The sequence below is a fragment of the Ensifer sp. 38_S197 genome (genome assembly GCF_056924495.1).
Genome location: NZ_JBXOVZ010000002.1, coordinates 2254052 through 2268065, shown reverse-complemented (window position 1 = coordinate 2268065; position 14014 = coordinate 2254052). Strand labels below are relative to the sequence as shown.

Below are 14014 nucleotides of genomic sequence, written 5' to 3'. Positions count from 1 at the left end.
GCGGCGGGCATCGCAAGTGAGGAAAGGCTTAGAACAGGCCGTTGGAACCCGAGGTCACCGCCTGGTTTGCCTGCGGCGAATTCTTCAGGATCTCTTCCGGCGGTACATATTGATCGAGACCGCCGATGACCGAGAAGGTATCGGCCGGGCCGGTGCCGGGCTTGAACGCCTCTATGATCGTGTCCGGCTCACCCTCTTGGGCAGCCATGCCGGTCTTGCGGTTGACAGCGACCATGCTCATGCCTTCCGGCACGACGAACTTGCTCGGGCGTATGCCCTTGACGGCTTCCTGCATGAAGTCGTTGAAGATCGGCACCGCGAGGCTGCCGCCGGTGGCGCCGCGGCCGAGCGGCGCGGGATTGTCGAAACCGAGATAGAGGCCGGCGACGATGTCCGGCGTGTAGCCGACAAACCAGGCGTCCTTTTCGTCGTTGGTCGTACCGGTCTTGCCGGCAACCGGACGATCGAGCTTGATCTTGCCAGCCGCCGTGCCGCGCAGGACGACGCCCTCCATCATCGAAGTGATCTGGTAGGAGGTCATGGGGTCGAGCACCTGCTCGCGATTGTCGGTCAGGACCGGCTCTTCCTGGCTCTGCCAGTCGCTTGCATTGCAGTTGTCGCAGGTGCGATCCTCATGCCGGAAAATCGTCTTGCCATAGCGGTCCTGAATACGGTCGATCAGCGACGGCTTGATCTGCTTGCCGCCATTGGCGAGAACCGAATAGGCCGAGACCATGCGCAGAACCGTCGTTTCGCCGGAGCCCAGCGACATCGCGAGCAGCGGCGGCATCTTGTCGTAGATACCGAAACGCTCGGCATATTCGGCAACGAGGTTCATGCCCATGTCGTTGGCGAGGCGAACCGTCATCAGGTTGCGCGACTTCTCGATGCCGAGACGCAGCGTCGACGGACCGGCCGAGCCGCCCCCATAGTTTTCCGGACGCCAGACCTGACCGCCGGCGACGATTTCGATCGGGGCGTCGAGAATGACCGACGCCGGCGTATAGCCATTGTCGAGCGCCGCAGCGTAGACGAAGGGCTTGAAGGACGAGCCCGGCTGGCGCATCGCCTGGGTCGCGCGGTTGAATTCCGACTGGCCATAGGAGAAGCCGCCGACCATGGCCAGCACGCGGCCGGTCTGCGGATCCATCGCCACGAGACCACCCTGGACCTTCGGCGGCTGGCGCAGGCGATATTCGCCCTTTTCCGGCAAGGGCTCGACATAGACGACATCGCCGGCGCCGAAGACACCCTCGGGGGACTTCGCCGACTTGCGGTCGCCATTGGCGGACCGGTAGGCCCACTGCATGTTCTTGGCGGAGATGTGTCCGGTAACGCGTTCGGCGACAATCTTGCCCGAGGCTTCCTTATCCGGCTGGATGCCGATCTCGGCACCCTGCGCATCGACCGACAGAACGACGGCGAGCTTCCACTCCGGCACGTCGCTGAAGGCAGGAACCGCGCCAAGCGGCTCACCCCAATCGCCACCGATCTCGATCGTCTTTACCGGACCATGGAAGCCACGGCGCTCGTCATAGCTCAGCAGACCCGCCTGCAGCGCCTTGCGTGCCGCGATCTGCAGACGCGGGTCGAGCGAGGTGCGAACCGACAGGCCGCCTTCATAGAGCGCGTTGTCGCCATATTTCTGGATGATCTGCCGGCGGACCTCCTCGGCGAAGAAGTCGGACGCGAAGAGATGTGCGCCACCGCGGCGTGGATTGACGCCCAGCGGCTGCTTCTTGGCCTCTTCGCCATCGGCCTTGGTGACGTAGCCGTTCTCCACCATGCGGTCGATCACCCAGTTGCGGCGTTCGATGGCGGCTTCGGTCTTGCGGAACGGATGGTAGTTGGCCGGGCCCTTCGGCAGAGCGGCAAGATAGGCGGTCTCGGCAATGGTGAGCTCGGTGACCGACTTGTCGAAATAGGTCAGCGCCGCGCCGGCAATGCCGTAGGAATTGAGGCCGAAGAAGATCTCGTTGAGATAGAGCTCAAGGATGCGGTCCTTGCTGTAGGCCTGCTCGATACGGAAGGAAAGGATCGCTTCCTTGACCTTGCGGTCGATCGTCTGGTCGGACGACAGCAGGAAGTTCTTTGCCACCTGCTGCGTGATCGTCGATGCGCCCACGGGCCGACGGCCGGAGCCGAAGTTCTGCAGGTTGACGGCGATAGCGCGGGCGAGACCCGTAAGGTCGACGCCCGGATGCTGGTAGAAATTCTTGTCTTCGGCCGAGATGAAGGCCGCCTTGACGCGATCCGGGATCGCCTGGATCGGCAGATAGAGACGCCGCTCGCGCGCGTATTCTGCCATCAGGGCGCCGTTGCCGGCATGAAAGCGCGTCGTCACAGGCGGCGAATATTTCGCCAGCACCTCGTAGTCAGGTAGATCCTTGGTGACGACGCCCAGATAAAGCGCCACGGCTCCGGCCACGCCAAGCAGCAGAAACGCACCAATCCCGAAGAAATATCCAATCAGCCTGATCATCAGTCAGATACCGGTACCTTAATTATCGTCCAATTGCCGGACCGCCCCGCGACAGTCCATGCTCTGTCCCGCCGGCTTACATTGCGTCGGTCCGACCAAACTCTTTCGTCAGAAATCGTCTGGCATCGCAGCGCCCCGCCAGCCCGGCTCCTCATATGGCGAGGAACCCCGGGCATCAACTCGTTTCTCAACAAATCCGGGCGCAATTCCGGTTAGGTCGCGGATTGTGCGTAAAATAGGGCTGTTTCTGATTATTGCGTGCGCATCCAGTTGAAAAGCATAACGCTGTTACCGGGGCGACACAAATCACTTCGTTCCCGGGCCTGCCTTCAAACGTCAGCCGCCGCTGGCGACCGCCTGCTCGCGGTAACGCTGAACCGCGACGGCAAGACGTTCCGAAACTTTTCGACGCCATTCCGGATCCAGCAGCAACTTCTCATCCTCCTTGTTCGACAGGAATCCCAGTTCCAGCAGAATCGACGGCACATCGGGAGCCTGCAGCACCCGGAACCCGGCGAAGCGGTGCGGGTTGTTGATGAGATTGATCTGGCCCTCGAAAGAGGAAACCACCGCGCGCGCCATATTGACGGAGAAGGCCTGCGTCTCGCGGCGGGTCAGGTCGATCAGGATATCGGCGACCTCCGCGGGCTCGCTTTGAAGTGGTACGCCGGCGATTTCGTCCGAAAGGTTCTCGCGGGCAGCAAGGCTTGCGGCCAGATGGTCCGACGCCTTGTCGGAGATCGTATAGACCGTAGCGCCACGGATGTCCTTCTGCCGAAGCGCATCGGCGTGGAGCGAGATGAAAAGATTGGCGCCCTTGTTGCGGGCAATCTGCACGCGTTGCGGCAGCGAGAGAAAGACATCCTCTTCGCGGGTGAGGAAAGCTTCAATCCCCGCGCCCTTGTTCAGGGCCGCGGCGAGATCTTTGGCAAAGGCCAGCGTGACGTGTTTCTCTTCCGTCTTCGTCTCGCCGGCGAGCGCGCCGGTGTCGATGCCGCCGTGACCGGCATCGATCGCGACGATGAACGGCCCGCCGTCCTTCGTAGGCGCTACCGCGACGGGTCTGTCGGTTTTCGTCGCTGCGACAGAACCGGTCCACTGTTGTTCGCCGAGAAGCGCATCGAAACGCGCCTGGTCGACCCGTACGGCGTCGAGGACCAGGCGGTAGCCTTTGCCCCCTTCTTCCGCAATTACTTCCGCATGGGTCACGGCGACCGGTCCCTTCGCGGAGAGAACGATGCGGGAATTGCCCGCCCCCATGCCGCCATAGCGGATCGCATCGAACAGGCCACGCGGCTCGAGGCTCTCCGCCTTCAGGCCAAAGGCTGTTTCCGGAAGATCGACAACCACGCGAACCGGGTCGGCCACGTAATGAAGGGAAAAATCCGGCTTGCGGTCGAACTCGACGACGACCCGAGTGCGCGCGTCGTCACCGGCGATCCGTGCGCCAAAAGCGAGCAAGGGGCCCGGCTCGACAGCATTGGCGGTCGGCGCGTTCAAGAGAAAACCTCCGACGAGCAACGATGCACCGAGCAAACGCCAACCCGTACGCGACATTAACGACAACAGCGAACCGCGCATCCAAACCGCCAAAGGCTTCACCTTGGGCTCCCCACCACTTTCTCAAAAACCAGACGGCAGCCGACGCGGCCACCAAACGCACACCTTGATCAATGAACCTTTATGGTTAACCAAAGCTTGACAAAGGTCATCTTCCGCTCTGCACCGAAGCCATCGATTCATCATTTGCCGGCCTACTCCACGTGGACAAGCGAATCGATCATTATTGTGGCGGCACGGGCTTTTCCCTTGCCAATGTGACATAGAAAACATAAAAGCGTCACAAGGAGAAAGTGTTGACGGGATAGAACAGTCGACCGGGCAGCCGGAGCTTCTCCAAAGCTTGGCGCCAGGGAGTGGTCGAACCGGATTAACCGGTTAAACGCATCGCACTTCCGCGGTCGCAAGCGTTCATCCGCCGTCTCTGCATTTCCTCCTCGTATACTGGATCGCAAATTTCCGGCGGTGGCCGGAGTTCTTGATGGTGATTTTTCACCAACGCCCGCAAGCGGGCGCATTCATCGGGTCTTCATGAGACCTTGGACATTGGCATTCTTGTTTGGTCATTGATGTTGACTCAGCGGTATCGGTCAGAAGTAGAGCGGCCCCGGAACAGACATGTTCCGGCTGTCGTCTGGCTGCTGCACCATCGCCTGCACCAAACAGGAACTTTCATATCCGGCGCACCTTCCGACGTGTTTGGCAGTCTTCCCAAGGAAGCAGGTCTGTCTCCCGTTCCGCTGGTGCGCCGAGGAGCACAGCTTAGATGGCAGAGAAAATGCTTATCGATGCGTCTCACTCCGAGGAGACGCGCGTCGTTGTCGTACGCGGGAACCGCATAGAAGAATTCGACTTCGAGTCGGAACATAAGAAGCAAATCCGCGGCAATATCTATCTGGCGAAGGTCACCCGGGTGGAGCCTTCGCTGCAGGCCGCCTTCGTCGACTATGGCGGCAACCGCCACGGATTTCTGGCCTTCGCCGAAATTCATCCCGATTACTACCAGATCCCCCTTGCCGACCGTCAGGCCCTGCTGAAGGCCGAAGCCGAAGAAGCACGACGCGACGACGACATCGAACATGTCGAAACCGCACCGGCGCCGACGAGCGAGCTTTCCGTTCCCGTCGACCTCGAGGTCGCAACGGAGCCCGAAACCGCGGCGCAGCCGGCAGAAACCGTCGCCGCCGAACCAGTGGTTGAAGACGAAGCGCCGGCCGAAAAGCCGAAGGCAAAGCCGAAGCGCACCCGCAAGACCAAGGCCAAGGCTGCCGAAGAAGCGGCAGCCGCCTCCGCCGATGGCGACGAAAGCAACGGCGGCGAAATGGCCGCGATGGTCGATACCGACACCATCTCCGAGGACGTCGACAGCCGCCGTCGCCATGACGACGACGATGATGACGACGACAGCCACGATGGCGAAAAGGAAATCATCGAGTCCGTCGGCGCGGAAGACGCCATGGAAGAGGTTCCGGATCGTCAGATCCGCAAGCCCCGGAAGCAGTATCGCATCCAGGAAGTCATCAAGCGCCGCCAGATCCTGCTCGTCCAGGTCGCCAAGGAAGAGCGCGGCAACAAGGGCGCGGCGCTGACGACCTACCTGTCGCTCGCCGGCCGCTACTCGGTGCTGATGCCGAACACGGCGCGCGGCGGCGGCATCTCCCGCAAGATCACCAACCTGCAGGACCGCAAGCGCCTGAAGGAAATCGCGCGCGGCCTCGAAGTGCCGCAGGGCATGGGCGTCATCCTGCGCACCGCCGGTGCGAACCGCACCAAGGTCGAGATCAAGCGCGACTTCGAATACCTGATGCGCCTGTGGGAAAATGTCCGCACGCTGACCCTGAACTCCACTGCCCCCTGCCTCGTCTATGAGGAAGGCAGCCTGATCAAGCGCTCGATCCGCGATCTCTACAACAAGGATATCGGCGAGATCATCGTTTCCGGCGAGGAAGGCTACAAGGAAGCCAAGGGCTTCATGAAGATGCTGATGCCGAGCCACGCCAAGGTGGTTCAGCCCTATCGCGACGTGCATCCGATCTTCTCGCGCTCCGGCATCGAAGCACAGCTCGACCGCATGCTGCAGCCGCAGGTGACGCTGAAGTCCGGTGGCTACATCATCATCAACCAGACCGAAGCGCTGGTTTCGATCGACGTCAACTCCGGTCGGTCGACGCGCGAGCACTCGATTGAAGACACGGCGCTGCAGACGAACCTCGAGGCGGCCGAAGAAGTGGCCCGCCAGTTGCGCCTGCGCGACCTTGCCGGCCTTGTCGTCATCGACTTCATCGACATGGAGGAAAAGCGCAACAACCGCGCCGTCGAGAAGAAGCTGAAGGACTGCCTGAAGAACGATCGCGCCCGCATCCAGGTCGGCCGCATCTCGCATTTCGGCCTGCTCGAAATGTCGCGCCAGCGCATTCGCGCCTCGGTGCTCGAATCGACGATGCAGACCTGCCCGCACTGCAACGGCACGGGTCACGTTCGCTCGCAGTCTTCCGTCGCCCTGCATGTACTGCGCGGCATCGAGGAATATCTGCTCAAGAACACCACGCACGACATCACCGTACGCACCATCCCGGATATCGCGCTCTACCTGCTCAACCAGAAGCGCGGCACGATCATGGATTACGAAGGTCGCTTCGGCGTCTCGATCATCATCGAGGCAGACGCCCATGTCGGTGCGCAGCACTTCGCGATCGATCGCGGCGAACCGGTCGAAAACCCGGTCAAGATCGAGCAGCTCCTGCATTTCGAGCCGGAGCCGGAAGAAGATGACGTCGTGATCGAAGAGGATCTCGACGAAGAAGAAGCCGAAGAAATCGCCAGCGAGCAGCGCCAGGAGCAGCCGAAGGCTGCCCAGTCCTCCGACGACCAGGGTGGCCGCAAGCGCAAGCGCCGGCGTCGCCGTCGCGGCAAGGGCGGCCAGCAAGCCGAGGGCGGTGTGACCCAGGCTTCCGAAGCGGCAGGCGATCTGGAAGACGAGGCAGATGAAGGCGAAGCCGACGACGAGAGCGTCGACACCGAAGCCACGACCGCTGACGGCGAACAGAAGCGCAAGCGTCGCCGTCGCGGCAAGCGCGGTGGCCGCCGCAACCGACCGGAGGGCGAAGGTGAAGAAGGCCAGATCGAGGCCGATGCGGAAGGTGATGACGCCGACGAACCGGAGGCCGTAGAAGCGCCTTCCGTTACCGCCGAGATCGAAGTCGCCGTAGCCGCCGAGGAAACCGCTGCAGCCGTCGAGGAGGCCGAGGTCGTCGAGGCCAAACCGGCCAAGCCGAAGCGGACCCGCAAGAAGGCTGTGAAGGCGGAAGAACCGGTCGCGGCCGTCGATAACGTCGCCCAGGCCGCCGTCGAAGATCAGCCGGCAGACGTCGACGTCGCCGCCGAGGCTGTGGAAGAGGCTGCGGCCGACCTCGCCGAAACCAGGCCGGCGCGCGCAAACCGCGATCTCTCGAAGATCGCCTCGGAACCGGTCGTGACTTCGAATTCTCCGAAGGCCGAAGGCGAAGAGGAAGAGCCCGCCAAGCCCAAGAAGGGTGGCTGGTGGCAGCGCCGCGGCTTCTTCTAAGAAGTCGCTCTCTGGTCCCGGCTCGAAGCCGAACCGGGACCCTGGCGCCTCGAAGCGTTGAACGCGAAAGATCGTGAATAGAAAAGGCCCGGATCGCTCCGGGCCTTTTCTTTACAGGTAGTAGCCGAAGCAGACGGGACGTCTTCGCTCCCCCGTCCGTTCGGCCGGGTAATCAGGCAAGCCAGCGGGCGATCCTGTCCATTGCCTCGGCCATGTCACCCTCAGCGCCAGCATAGGAAAAGCGCATCGTACGGTGTCCCTCGAGCGGATCGAAGTCGAAGCCCGGCGTCGCCGCGACATTGATCTCGGCAAGCATCCGGCGGGCAAAGGCCATGCTGTCATTGGTGAAGCGGCTGACATCGGCATACGCGTAGAAGGCGCCATCCATCGGCGAGGCGATGGAGAAGCCGATCTCCGGCAGGCGCTTCAGCAGCATCTCGCGATTAGCCGCATAGGCGGCCTTGTAGCCGTCGAGTTGCTCATGCGCGTCGAGCGCAGCTTCGGCAGCGATCTGCGACAGCTCCGGCGGCGAAATGTAAAGGCTCTGGGCGATGCGCTCGAATCCGCGCACCTTGTCGGCCGGCAAGACCATCCAACCGATGCGCCATCCGGTCATGCAGTAATATTTGGAGAAGGAGTTGATGACGATCACCTCGTCGGTAACCTCCAGCGCGCTCGCCTCTTCGCCAGCGAAGGTCAGGCCGTGATAGATCTCGTCCGAAATGAAGGCGATCGATTCCGCCTGGCAATAGTCGGCCAGCGCCCTGAGGCCGGCCCTGCCCGTGACGGTGCCGGTCGGGTTCGCCGGGCTTGCCAGCAATACGCCCTTCAGCGGCCGGCCGACCTTTGCGGCGGCCCGCGCCAGGCTTTCCGGCGTCAGCGTGAAGCCGGTGTCGGCATTGGCCTCGACCTCGACCACCGTCAGGCCGAGCGCGGCCAGGATGTTGCGGTAGGCCGGATAGCCGGGCCGCGCGATGGCGACGCAATCGCCGGGATCGAAGAGCGCGAGGAAAGCGAGATTGAAGCCGGCCGATGACCCTGTGGTCACGGCTACCCGCTGCGGATCGAGTGCAATGCCGTGGCGCTTCTCGTAGTGGCGGGCGATGGCCTTGCGCAGCGACAGAGTGCCGAGCGCATCGGTATAGCCAAGGCGCCCGTGTTGCAGCGCGTTGCGCGCGGCTTCCAATGCGGCCGCCGGCGCCGGATGCGCCGGCTGCCCGACCGCCATAGAGATCACCGGGTGGCCGGCATTGCGGCGACGAGTCGCCTCCGCCAGCACATCCATCGCGTGAAAAGGTTCGACGGCGCTGCGTTTTGACAAGTCGATCAACGGAAAATCCTCGATATGCGGCTGTGCTCCAGCCCCTTTGCCCGATGATATTGACCTTCACAAGTCCGCGAGTGCCGTATTTCCGCCGATTTTGCCGTTTCGTTTCCGCGGCACCCACCCTATGCTGCGAGCATATAGCGAATACGAGGATTCCTGTTGTCTTTTGGAACTGCCCCGGTTGACGTGACGATGGGCAATGGACGACACACAGGATACGCAAGGACAACGAGGTAGAAATGAATTTCAGCACCAAGATGGTTGCCGCCGGAACGCTCGCCGCGCTCGTGGCCGGAGTCAGCCTGCCGCAGAGCGCGTTTGCGCTCGACGCGAAGCAGAAGGAAGAGATCGGCGCCTTCATCAAGGAGTACCTGATCGCCAATCCGGAGATCATGCTGGAGGTCCAGGAGGCGCTGACGACGAAGCAGCGTGCCAAGCAGCAGGAGGCCGCCGAAAGCGCGATCACCGAGAACAAGAAGGCGATCTTCAACTCCGACTATGACATGGTGCTGGGCAATCCCAAGGGCGACGTCACCATCGTCGAGTTCTATGACTACAACTGCGGCTATTGCAAACGCGCCCTTTCGGACATGGACGCAATCCTCGGCAAGGACAAGAACGTCCGCTTCGTGCTGAAGGAACTGCCGATCCTCGGCCCGGACTCGCTGGCGGCGCACAAGGTGAGTGCTGCGTTCCGTCTCATCGCTCCGGAGAAGTACGGCGACTTCCATCGCGCCCTGCTCGGCGGCGAAGACCGCGCTACGGAAGAGACCGCCCTTGCGGTCGCCGCCAAGCTCGGCGTTCCTGAGGATCAGTTGCGCGCCAAGATGGAAAAGGAGCCGCATGACGCGGCTGTGCGCGAGGCCTATGGGCTCGCCAACGACCTCGGCATCACCGGCACACCGTCCTATGTCATCGGCAACGAGGCAGTCTTCGGCGCCGTCGGCGCCGAAGAAATCGAGGGCAAGGTCGCCAATATGCGCGAGTGCGGCAAGACGGCCTGCTGACGAACCTTCCCATGACTGTGGACAAATCCCGCGGGGGCCCAAAGGGCTTTTCCTCGCGGGACCATCAGTCTATAGGTAACCCTCCATCATCGGACCGGAATCCCTTATGCCATCGACCATTTTCGTGCTGAACGGCCCCAACCTGAATGCGCTGGGCAAGCGCGAACCGGGTATTTACGGCGGCCAGACGCTCGCCGATATCGAGGCGATGTGCAAAGCCGAGGGCGATGCGCTCGGCTTCGCGGTCGATTTCCGCCAATCAAACCACGAGGGCACGCTGGTCGACTGGCTGCATGAGGCTGGCGGCGTCGCCGCCGGCGTGGCGATCAATCCGGCGGCATATGGCCATACGTCGATCGCGCTTCACGACGCCATCCGCGCCATCGGCATTCCGGTGGTCGAACTCCACCTCTCGAACATCCATGCGCGCGAAGAATTCCGTCACAAATCGATGATCGCGCCTGCCGTCAAAGGCGTCATCTGCGGCTTCGGCGCGCAGAGTTACATTCTTGCGCTGCATGCGCTAAAGAACCTGACAAATCCGTCGAAATAAAAAGAACATTAAGAGGCTCATATTCCATGGCTGACAAGAAACCAGGTATCGACCAGGCGCTGATCCGCGATCTCGCCAACATTCTCAAGGACACCGATCTGACCGAGATCGAAGTCGAGCAGGACGACCTGCGCATTCGCGTCTCGCGCAACGGCACGCCGGTGGCAATGCCGATGATGCCGCAGATGCCGGCCTATCAGGTTCCTGCCGCTGCTGCCGCCGCCGCCCCGGCCAACGCCGTCGCCGCTCCGGCTGCCGATAGTGGCCGCGCGTCGAAGAACGCTGTGACGGCCCCGATGGTCGGCACCGCCTATCTAGCTCCGGCTCCCGGTGCGCGCCCCTTCATCGAAGTCGGCGCCACCGTCAAGGAAGGCCAGACCATCCTCATCATCGAGGCGATGAAAACGATGAACCAGATCCCGGCTCCGCGCTCGGGCAAGGTCACCGAAATCTTCGTTCAGGACGCAGCCCCCGTCGAATATGGCGAACCGCTGATCGTAATCGAATAAGGCGGCGCGGCGATGATCTCGAAAATTCTCATTGCCAATCGCGGCGAAATCGCCCTTCGCGTGCTGCGCGCCTGCAAGGAGCTCGGCATCGCGACGGTTGCCGTCCACTCCACGGCCGACAGCGACGCCATGCATGTGCGCCTCGCCGACGAGAGCGTCTGCATCGGTCCGCCGCCCTCGCGCGATAGCTATCTGAACATTCACCAGATCGTCGCCGCCTGCGAAATTACCGGTGCCGACGCCGTGCACCCGGGCTACGGCTTCCTGTCGGAAAACGCCAAGTTCGCCGAAATTCTCGAAGCGCACGACATCACCTTCATCGGCCCGACGGCCGAGCACATCCGCCTCATGGGCGACAAGATCACCGCCAAGAAGACGGCGCAGGAGCTTGGCATCCCGGTCGTTCCGGGTTCCGATGGCGAAGTGAAGCCGGAGAATGCGCTTGAAGTCGCCCGCCAGATCGGCTTTCCGGTTCTGATCAAGGCCACCGCCGGCGGCGGCGGCCGCGGCATGAAGGTTGCACGAACGGAAGCCGATCTCGAACATGCCGTGGCCACGGCGCGCGCCGAGGCCCTGGCGGCCTTCGGTAACGACGCGGTCTACATGGAGAAGTTTCTCGGCCAGCCGCGTCACATCGAAATCCAGGTCGTCGGCGACGGTGCGGGCAACGCCGTACACCTCGGCGAGCGCGACTGCTCGCTGCAGCGTCGTCACCAGAAGGTCTGGGAAGAGGCGAACTCCCCCGCTCTCAACGTCGACCAGCGCATGAAGATCGGCCAGATCTGCGCCGACGCCATGAAGAAGCTCAAGTACCGCGGCGCCGGCACGATCGAGTTCCTCTACGAGAACGGCGAGTTCTATTTCATCGAGATGAACACCCGTCTTCAGGTCGAGCATCCGATCACCGAAGCGATCACCGGCATCGACCTCGTGCACGAGCAGATCCGCGTCGCGTCCGGCGGCGGTCTTTCGGTCAAGCAGGAAGACATCGTGTTCTCCGGTCACGCCATCGAATGCCGCATCAACGCCGAGGACCCACGCACCTTCGTCCCCTCCCCGGGCACGATCACGCATTTCCACGCGCCGGGCGGTCTTGGTGTACGCGTCGATTCCGGTGCCTATCAGGGCTATCGTATCCCTCCGTACTACGACAGCCTGATCGGCAAGCTGATCGTACACGGGCGCACTCGCGTCGAGTGCATGATGCGTCTGCGCCGCGTCCTCGACGAATTTGTCATCGACGGCATCAAGACCACGCTTCCGTTGTTCCAAGACCTGATCAATAATCAGGATATCGCCAACGGCGACTACGATATCCACTGGCTGGAAAAGCATCTGGCCGCCACGTCCGAGTAAGGGCCATACGTTGAAAGGGACGCGCAGCAAGCAGCCCGACATTACCCCGGATATGCTGCTGCGCGCCTATTCGATCGGCCTGTTCCCGATGGCCGATTCGGCCGACGACCCGGAGCTCTTCTGGGTCGAGCCGGAAATTCGCGGCGTTATCCCGCTGACGAACTTTCATGTCTCCCGCAGCCTCGCCAAGACGATCCGCCGGAAACCCTTCGACATCCGCTTCAACACCGCCTTCGAAGCGGTGATGGAAGGCTGCGCCGCCCCCGCCCCGGACCGGCCGACGACCTGGATCAACAGCAAGATCCGTACCCTCTATGCAACGCTGCACACGATGGGTTACGCCCACAGCGTCGAAGCCTGGGAGAATGACGTGCTGGTCGGCGGTCTCTACGGCGTCTCGCTCGGTTCGGCTTTCTTCGGCGAGAGTATGTTTTCCAGGCGCACCGACGCCTCGAAGATCTGCCTCGTGCACCTGGTGGAGCACCTGCGCGCCCGGGGCTTTGAGTTGCTGGACACCCAATTCACCACTGAGCATCTCAAATCCTTCGGTGCGATCGACGTACCGAAGGCCGAATATGAGATCATGCTCGGCAACGCGATGAACTCGCCGGACCTCTCGTTCTAGATACTCTTCGTTGGATATCTCCACCTGGAGATGTACTTCGGTCACGTGTTCATCCAGACTTCGGCCGTATTCGAGGGGACATCTGGATGAACAAGTTCATATTGGCATTATCGGTTTTCATGGCTTCCAGCGCAGTTGCGGAAGCAAAGACATATCGTGAGATGTTCGGTAGCGAACCGAACCTGTCACCCGAGTATTCGGCCATCGTGGGGTCGCTTGATTTCAAGCAGGGCAAGGTGTCGCTGCCCTCTGCCCATGCGCAGCTCGACATTCCAGCGGATTTCTATTTCCTGGATCCTGCCGATACCAGGAAGGTCCTTGTCGACCTGTGGGGCAATCCGCCCGGCTCGGCCGAGGGTTATCTCGGCATGGTATTTCCCGCCAAGTATGCGCCGGACGCAGACAAAGCCTGGGGATCGGCCATCGACTATCTGAAGGACGGTTACGTCTCGGACGCAGATGCGCTGACGACCGACTTCACCGAACTGTTGGCGCAACTAAAGGAAGCCTCAGCCGAAAACAACATCGAGCGCGAGAAGCAGGGCTACGATCCGATCACGTTGGTTGGCTGGGCCTCCCCTCCCCATTACGATCTGGGAACGCACACGATGCACTGGGCACGTGACCTGATCTTCGGCAAGGATCCGAACGGTCCCCACACCCTGAACTATTCGGTTCGCATCCTCAGCCGGGAAGGTGTGCTGCAGATGAACTTCATTTCGGGACTCGAGCAACTCGATGAAATCAAGGCGGGACTGCCGGGTGTGACCGGCATGGTGCAGTTCGATGCCGGTCAGGCTTACGCGGACTTCAAGGAGGGCGACGCGGTCGCGGCCTACGGAATGGCGGGTCTTATTGCTGCCGGCGCTGGCGCCAAGGTCGCCGCCAAGGCCGGTTTGCTTGCCGTCGCGCTGGCCTTTCTGAAAAAAGGCGCCGTAGTGGTCCTGATTGCCGGCGCTGCGGTTCTGCGTTTCGTCAAGGGCCTGTTCGGCCGCAAGGAACCGCCAAGCGCATAGCGCCGGGATGATGA

10 protein-coding genes are annotated in these 14014 nt (G+C 62.0%); 7 read left to right on the top strand and 3 right to left on the bottom strand.

Annotation, left to right across the window (positions count from 1 at the left end; translation table 11 throughout):
• Window positions 1–28: 28 nt before the first annotated feature.
• Window positions 29–2482 carry a penicillin-binding protein 1A gene (locus tag AC1Z3V_RS24045; RefSeq protein ID WP_429808886.1) on the bottom strand — a complete coding sequence of 818 codons (2454 nt, stop codon included), beginning with the start codon at window positions 2480–2482 and terminating at the stop codon, window positions 29–31.
• Between the two features lie 336 nt (window positions 2483–2818).
• Complete coding sequence (locus tag AC1Z3V_RS24040) at window positions 2819–4039, bottom strand: N-acetylmuramoyl-L-alanine amidase (protein ID WP_429808952.1); 1221 nt, start codon at window positions 4037–4039, stop codon at window positions 2819–2821.
• Between the two features lie 769 nt (window positions 4040–4808).
• Here AC1Z3V_RS24040 and AC1Z3V_RS24035 point away from each other — a divergent pair.
• Window positions 4809–7607, top strand: a complete 2799-nt coding sequence (locus AC1Z3V_RS24035; protein ID WP_429808883.1) for an Rne/Rng family ribonuclease — start codon at window positions 4809–4811, stop codon at window positions 7605–7607.
• Window positions 7608–7779: 172 nt separating this feature from the next.
• Here AC1Z3V_RS24035 and AC1Z3V_RS24030 read toward each other — a convergent pair whose 3' ends face one another.
• On the bottom strand, window positions 7780–8937 hold the full coding sequence (locus AC1Z3V_RS24030) for a pyridoxal phosphate-dependent aminotransferase (RefSeq protein WP_429808880.1): 1158 nt from the start codon (window positions 8935–8937) through the stop codon (window positions 7780–7782).
• Between the two features lie 236 nt (window positions 8938–9173).
• Between AC1Z3V_RS24030 and AC1Z3V_RS24025 the strand changes: the two genes are divergently transcribed.
• The 6 genes from AC1Z3V_RS24025 (at window position 9174) to AC1Z3V_RS24000 (ending at window position 14000) form a co-directional block, all read left to right on the top strand.
• Window positions 9174–9941 carry a DsbA family protein gene (locus AC1Z3V_RS24025; protein ID WP_429808878.1) on the top strand — a complete coding sequence of 256 codons (768 nt, stop codon included), beginning with the start codon at window positions 9174–9176 and terminating at the stop codon, window positions 9939–9941.
• Window positions 9942–10047: 106 nt separating this feature from the next.
• On the top strand, window positions 10048–10494 hold the full coding sequence (gene aroQ, locus AC1Z3V_RS24020; protein ID WP_429808875.1) for a type II 3-dehydroquinate dehydratase: 447 nt from the start codon (window positions 10048–10050) through the stop codon (window positions 10492–10494).
• A gap of 26 nt (window positions 10495–10520) precedes the next feature.
• Window positions 10521–11003: an acetyl-CoA carboxylase biotin carboxyl carrier protein gene (gene accB, locus AC1Z3V_RS24015; RefSeq protein ID WP_483502146.1), complete on the top strand. Its 483-nt coding sequence runs from the start codon at window positions 10521–10523 to the stop codon at window positions 11001–11003.
• A gap of 12 nt (window positions 11004–11015) precedes the next feature.
• Entirely contained in the window at window positions 11016–12359 is a 1344-nt protein-coding gene (gene accC / locus AC1Z3V_RS24010; RefSeq protein ID WP_483502144.1) for an acetyl-CoA carboxylase biotin carboxylase subunit, read from the top strand.
• Between the two features lie 10 nt (window positions 12360–12369).
• Window positions 12370–12984, top strand: a complete 615-nt coding sequence (aat, locus tag AC1Z3V_RS24005) for a leucyl/phenylalanyl-tRNA--protein transferase (protein WP_483502142.1) — start codon at window positions 12370–12372, stop codon at window positions 12982–12984.
• Window positions 12985–13070: 86 nt separating this feature from the next.
• Window positions 13071–14000: a DUF2167 domain-containing protein gene (locus AC1Z3V_RS24000; RefSeq protein WP_483502141.1), complete on the top strand. Its 930-nt coding sequence runs from the start codon at window positions 13071–13073 to the stop codon at window positions 13998–14000.
• The last annotated feature ends 14 nt before the right edge of the window (window positions 14001–14014 follow it).

What these genes read in the sequence shown, in the direction of transcription:
- AC1Z3V_RS24045 (WP_429808886.1), bottom strand. Translation starts at nt 2,482, where the DNA reads ATGATCAGGCTGATTGGATATTTCTTCGGGATTGGTGCGTTTCTGCTG.
- AC1Z3V_RS24040 (WP_429808952.1), bottom strand. Translation starts at nt 4,039, where the DNA reads ATGTCGCGTACGGGTTGGCGTTTGCTCGGTGCATCGTTGCTCGTCGGA.
- AC1Z3V_RS24035 (WP_429808883.1), top strand. Translation starts at nt 4,809, where the DNA reads ATGGCAGAGAAAATGCTTATCGATGCGTCTCACTCCGAGGAGACGCGC.
- AC1Z3V_RS24025 (WP_429808878.1), top strand. Translation starts at nt 9,174, where the DNA reads ATGAATTTCAGCACCAAGATGGTTGCCGCCGGAACGCTCGCCGCGCTC.
- aroQ (WP_429808875.1), top strand. Translation starts at nt 10,048, where the DNA reads ATGCCATCGACCATTTTCGTGCTGAACGGCCCCAACCTGAATGCGCTG.
- accB (WP_483502146.1), top strand. Translation starts at nt 10,521, where the DNA reads ATGGCTGACAAGAAACCAGGTATCGACCAGGCGCTGATCCGCGATCTC.
- accC (WP_483502144.1), top strand. Translation starts at nt 11,016, where the DNA reads ATGATCTCGAAAATTCTCATTGCCAATCGCGGCGAAATCGCCCTTCGC.
- AC1Z3V_RS24000 (WP_483502141.1), top strand. Translation starts at nt 13,071, where the DNA reads ATGAACAAGTTCATATTGGCATTATCGGTTTTCATGGCTTCCAGCGCA.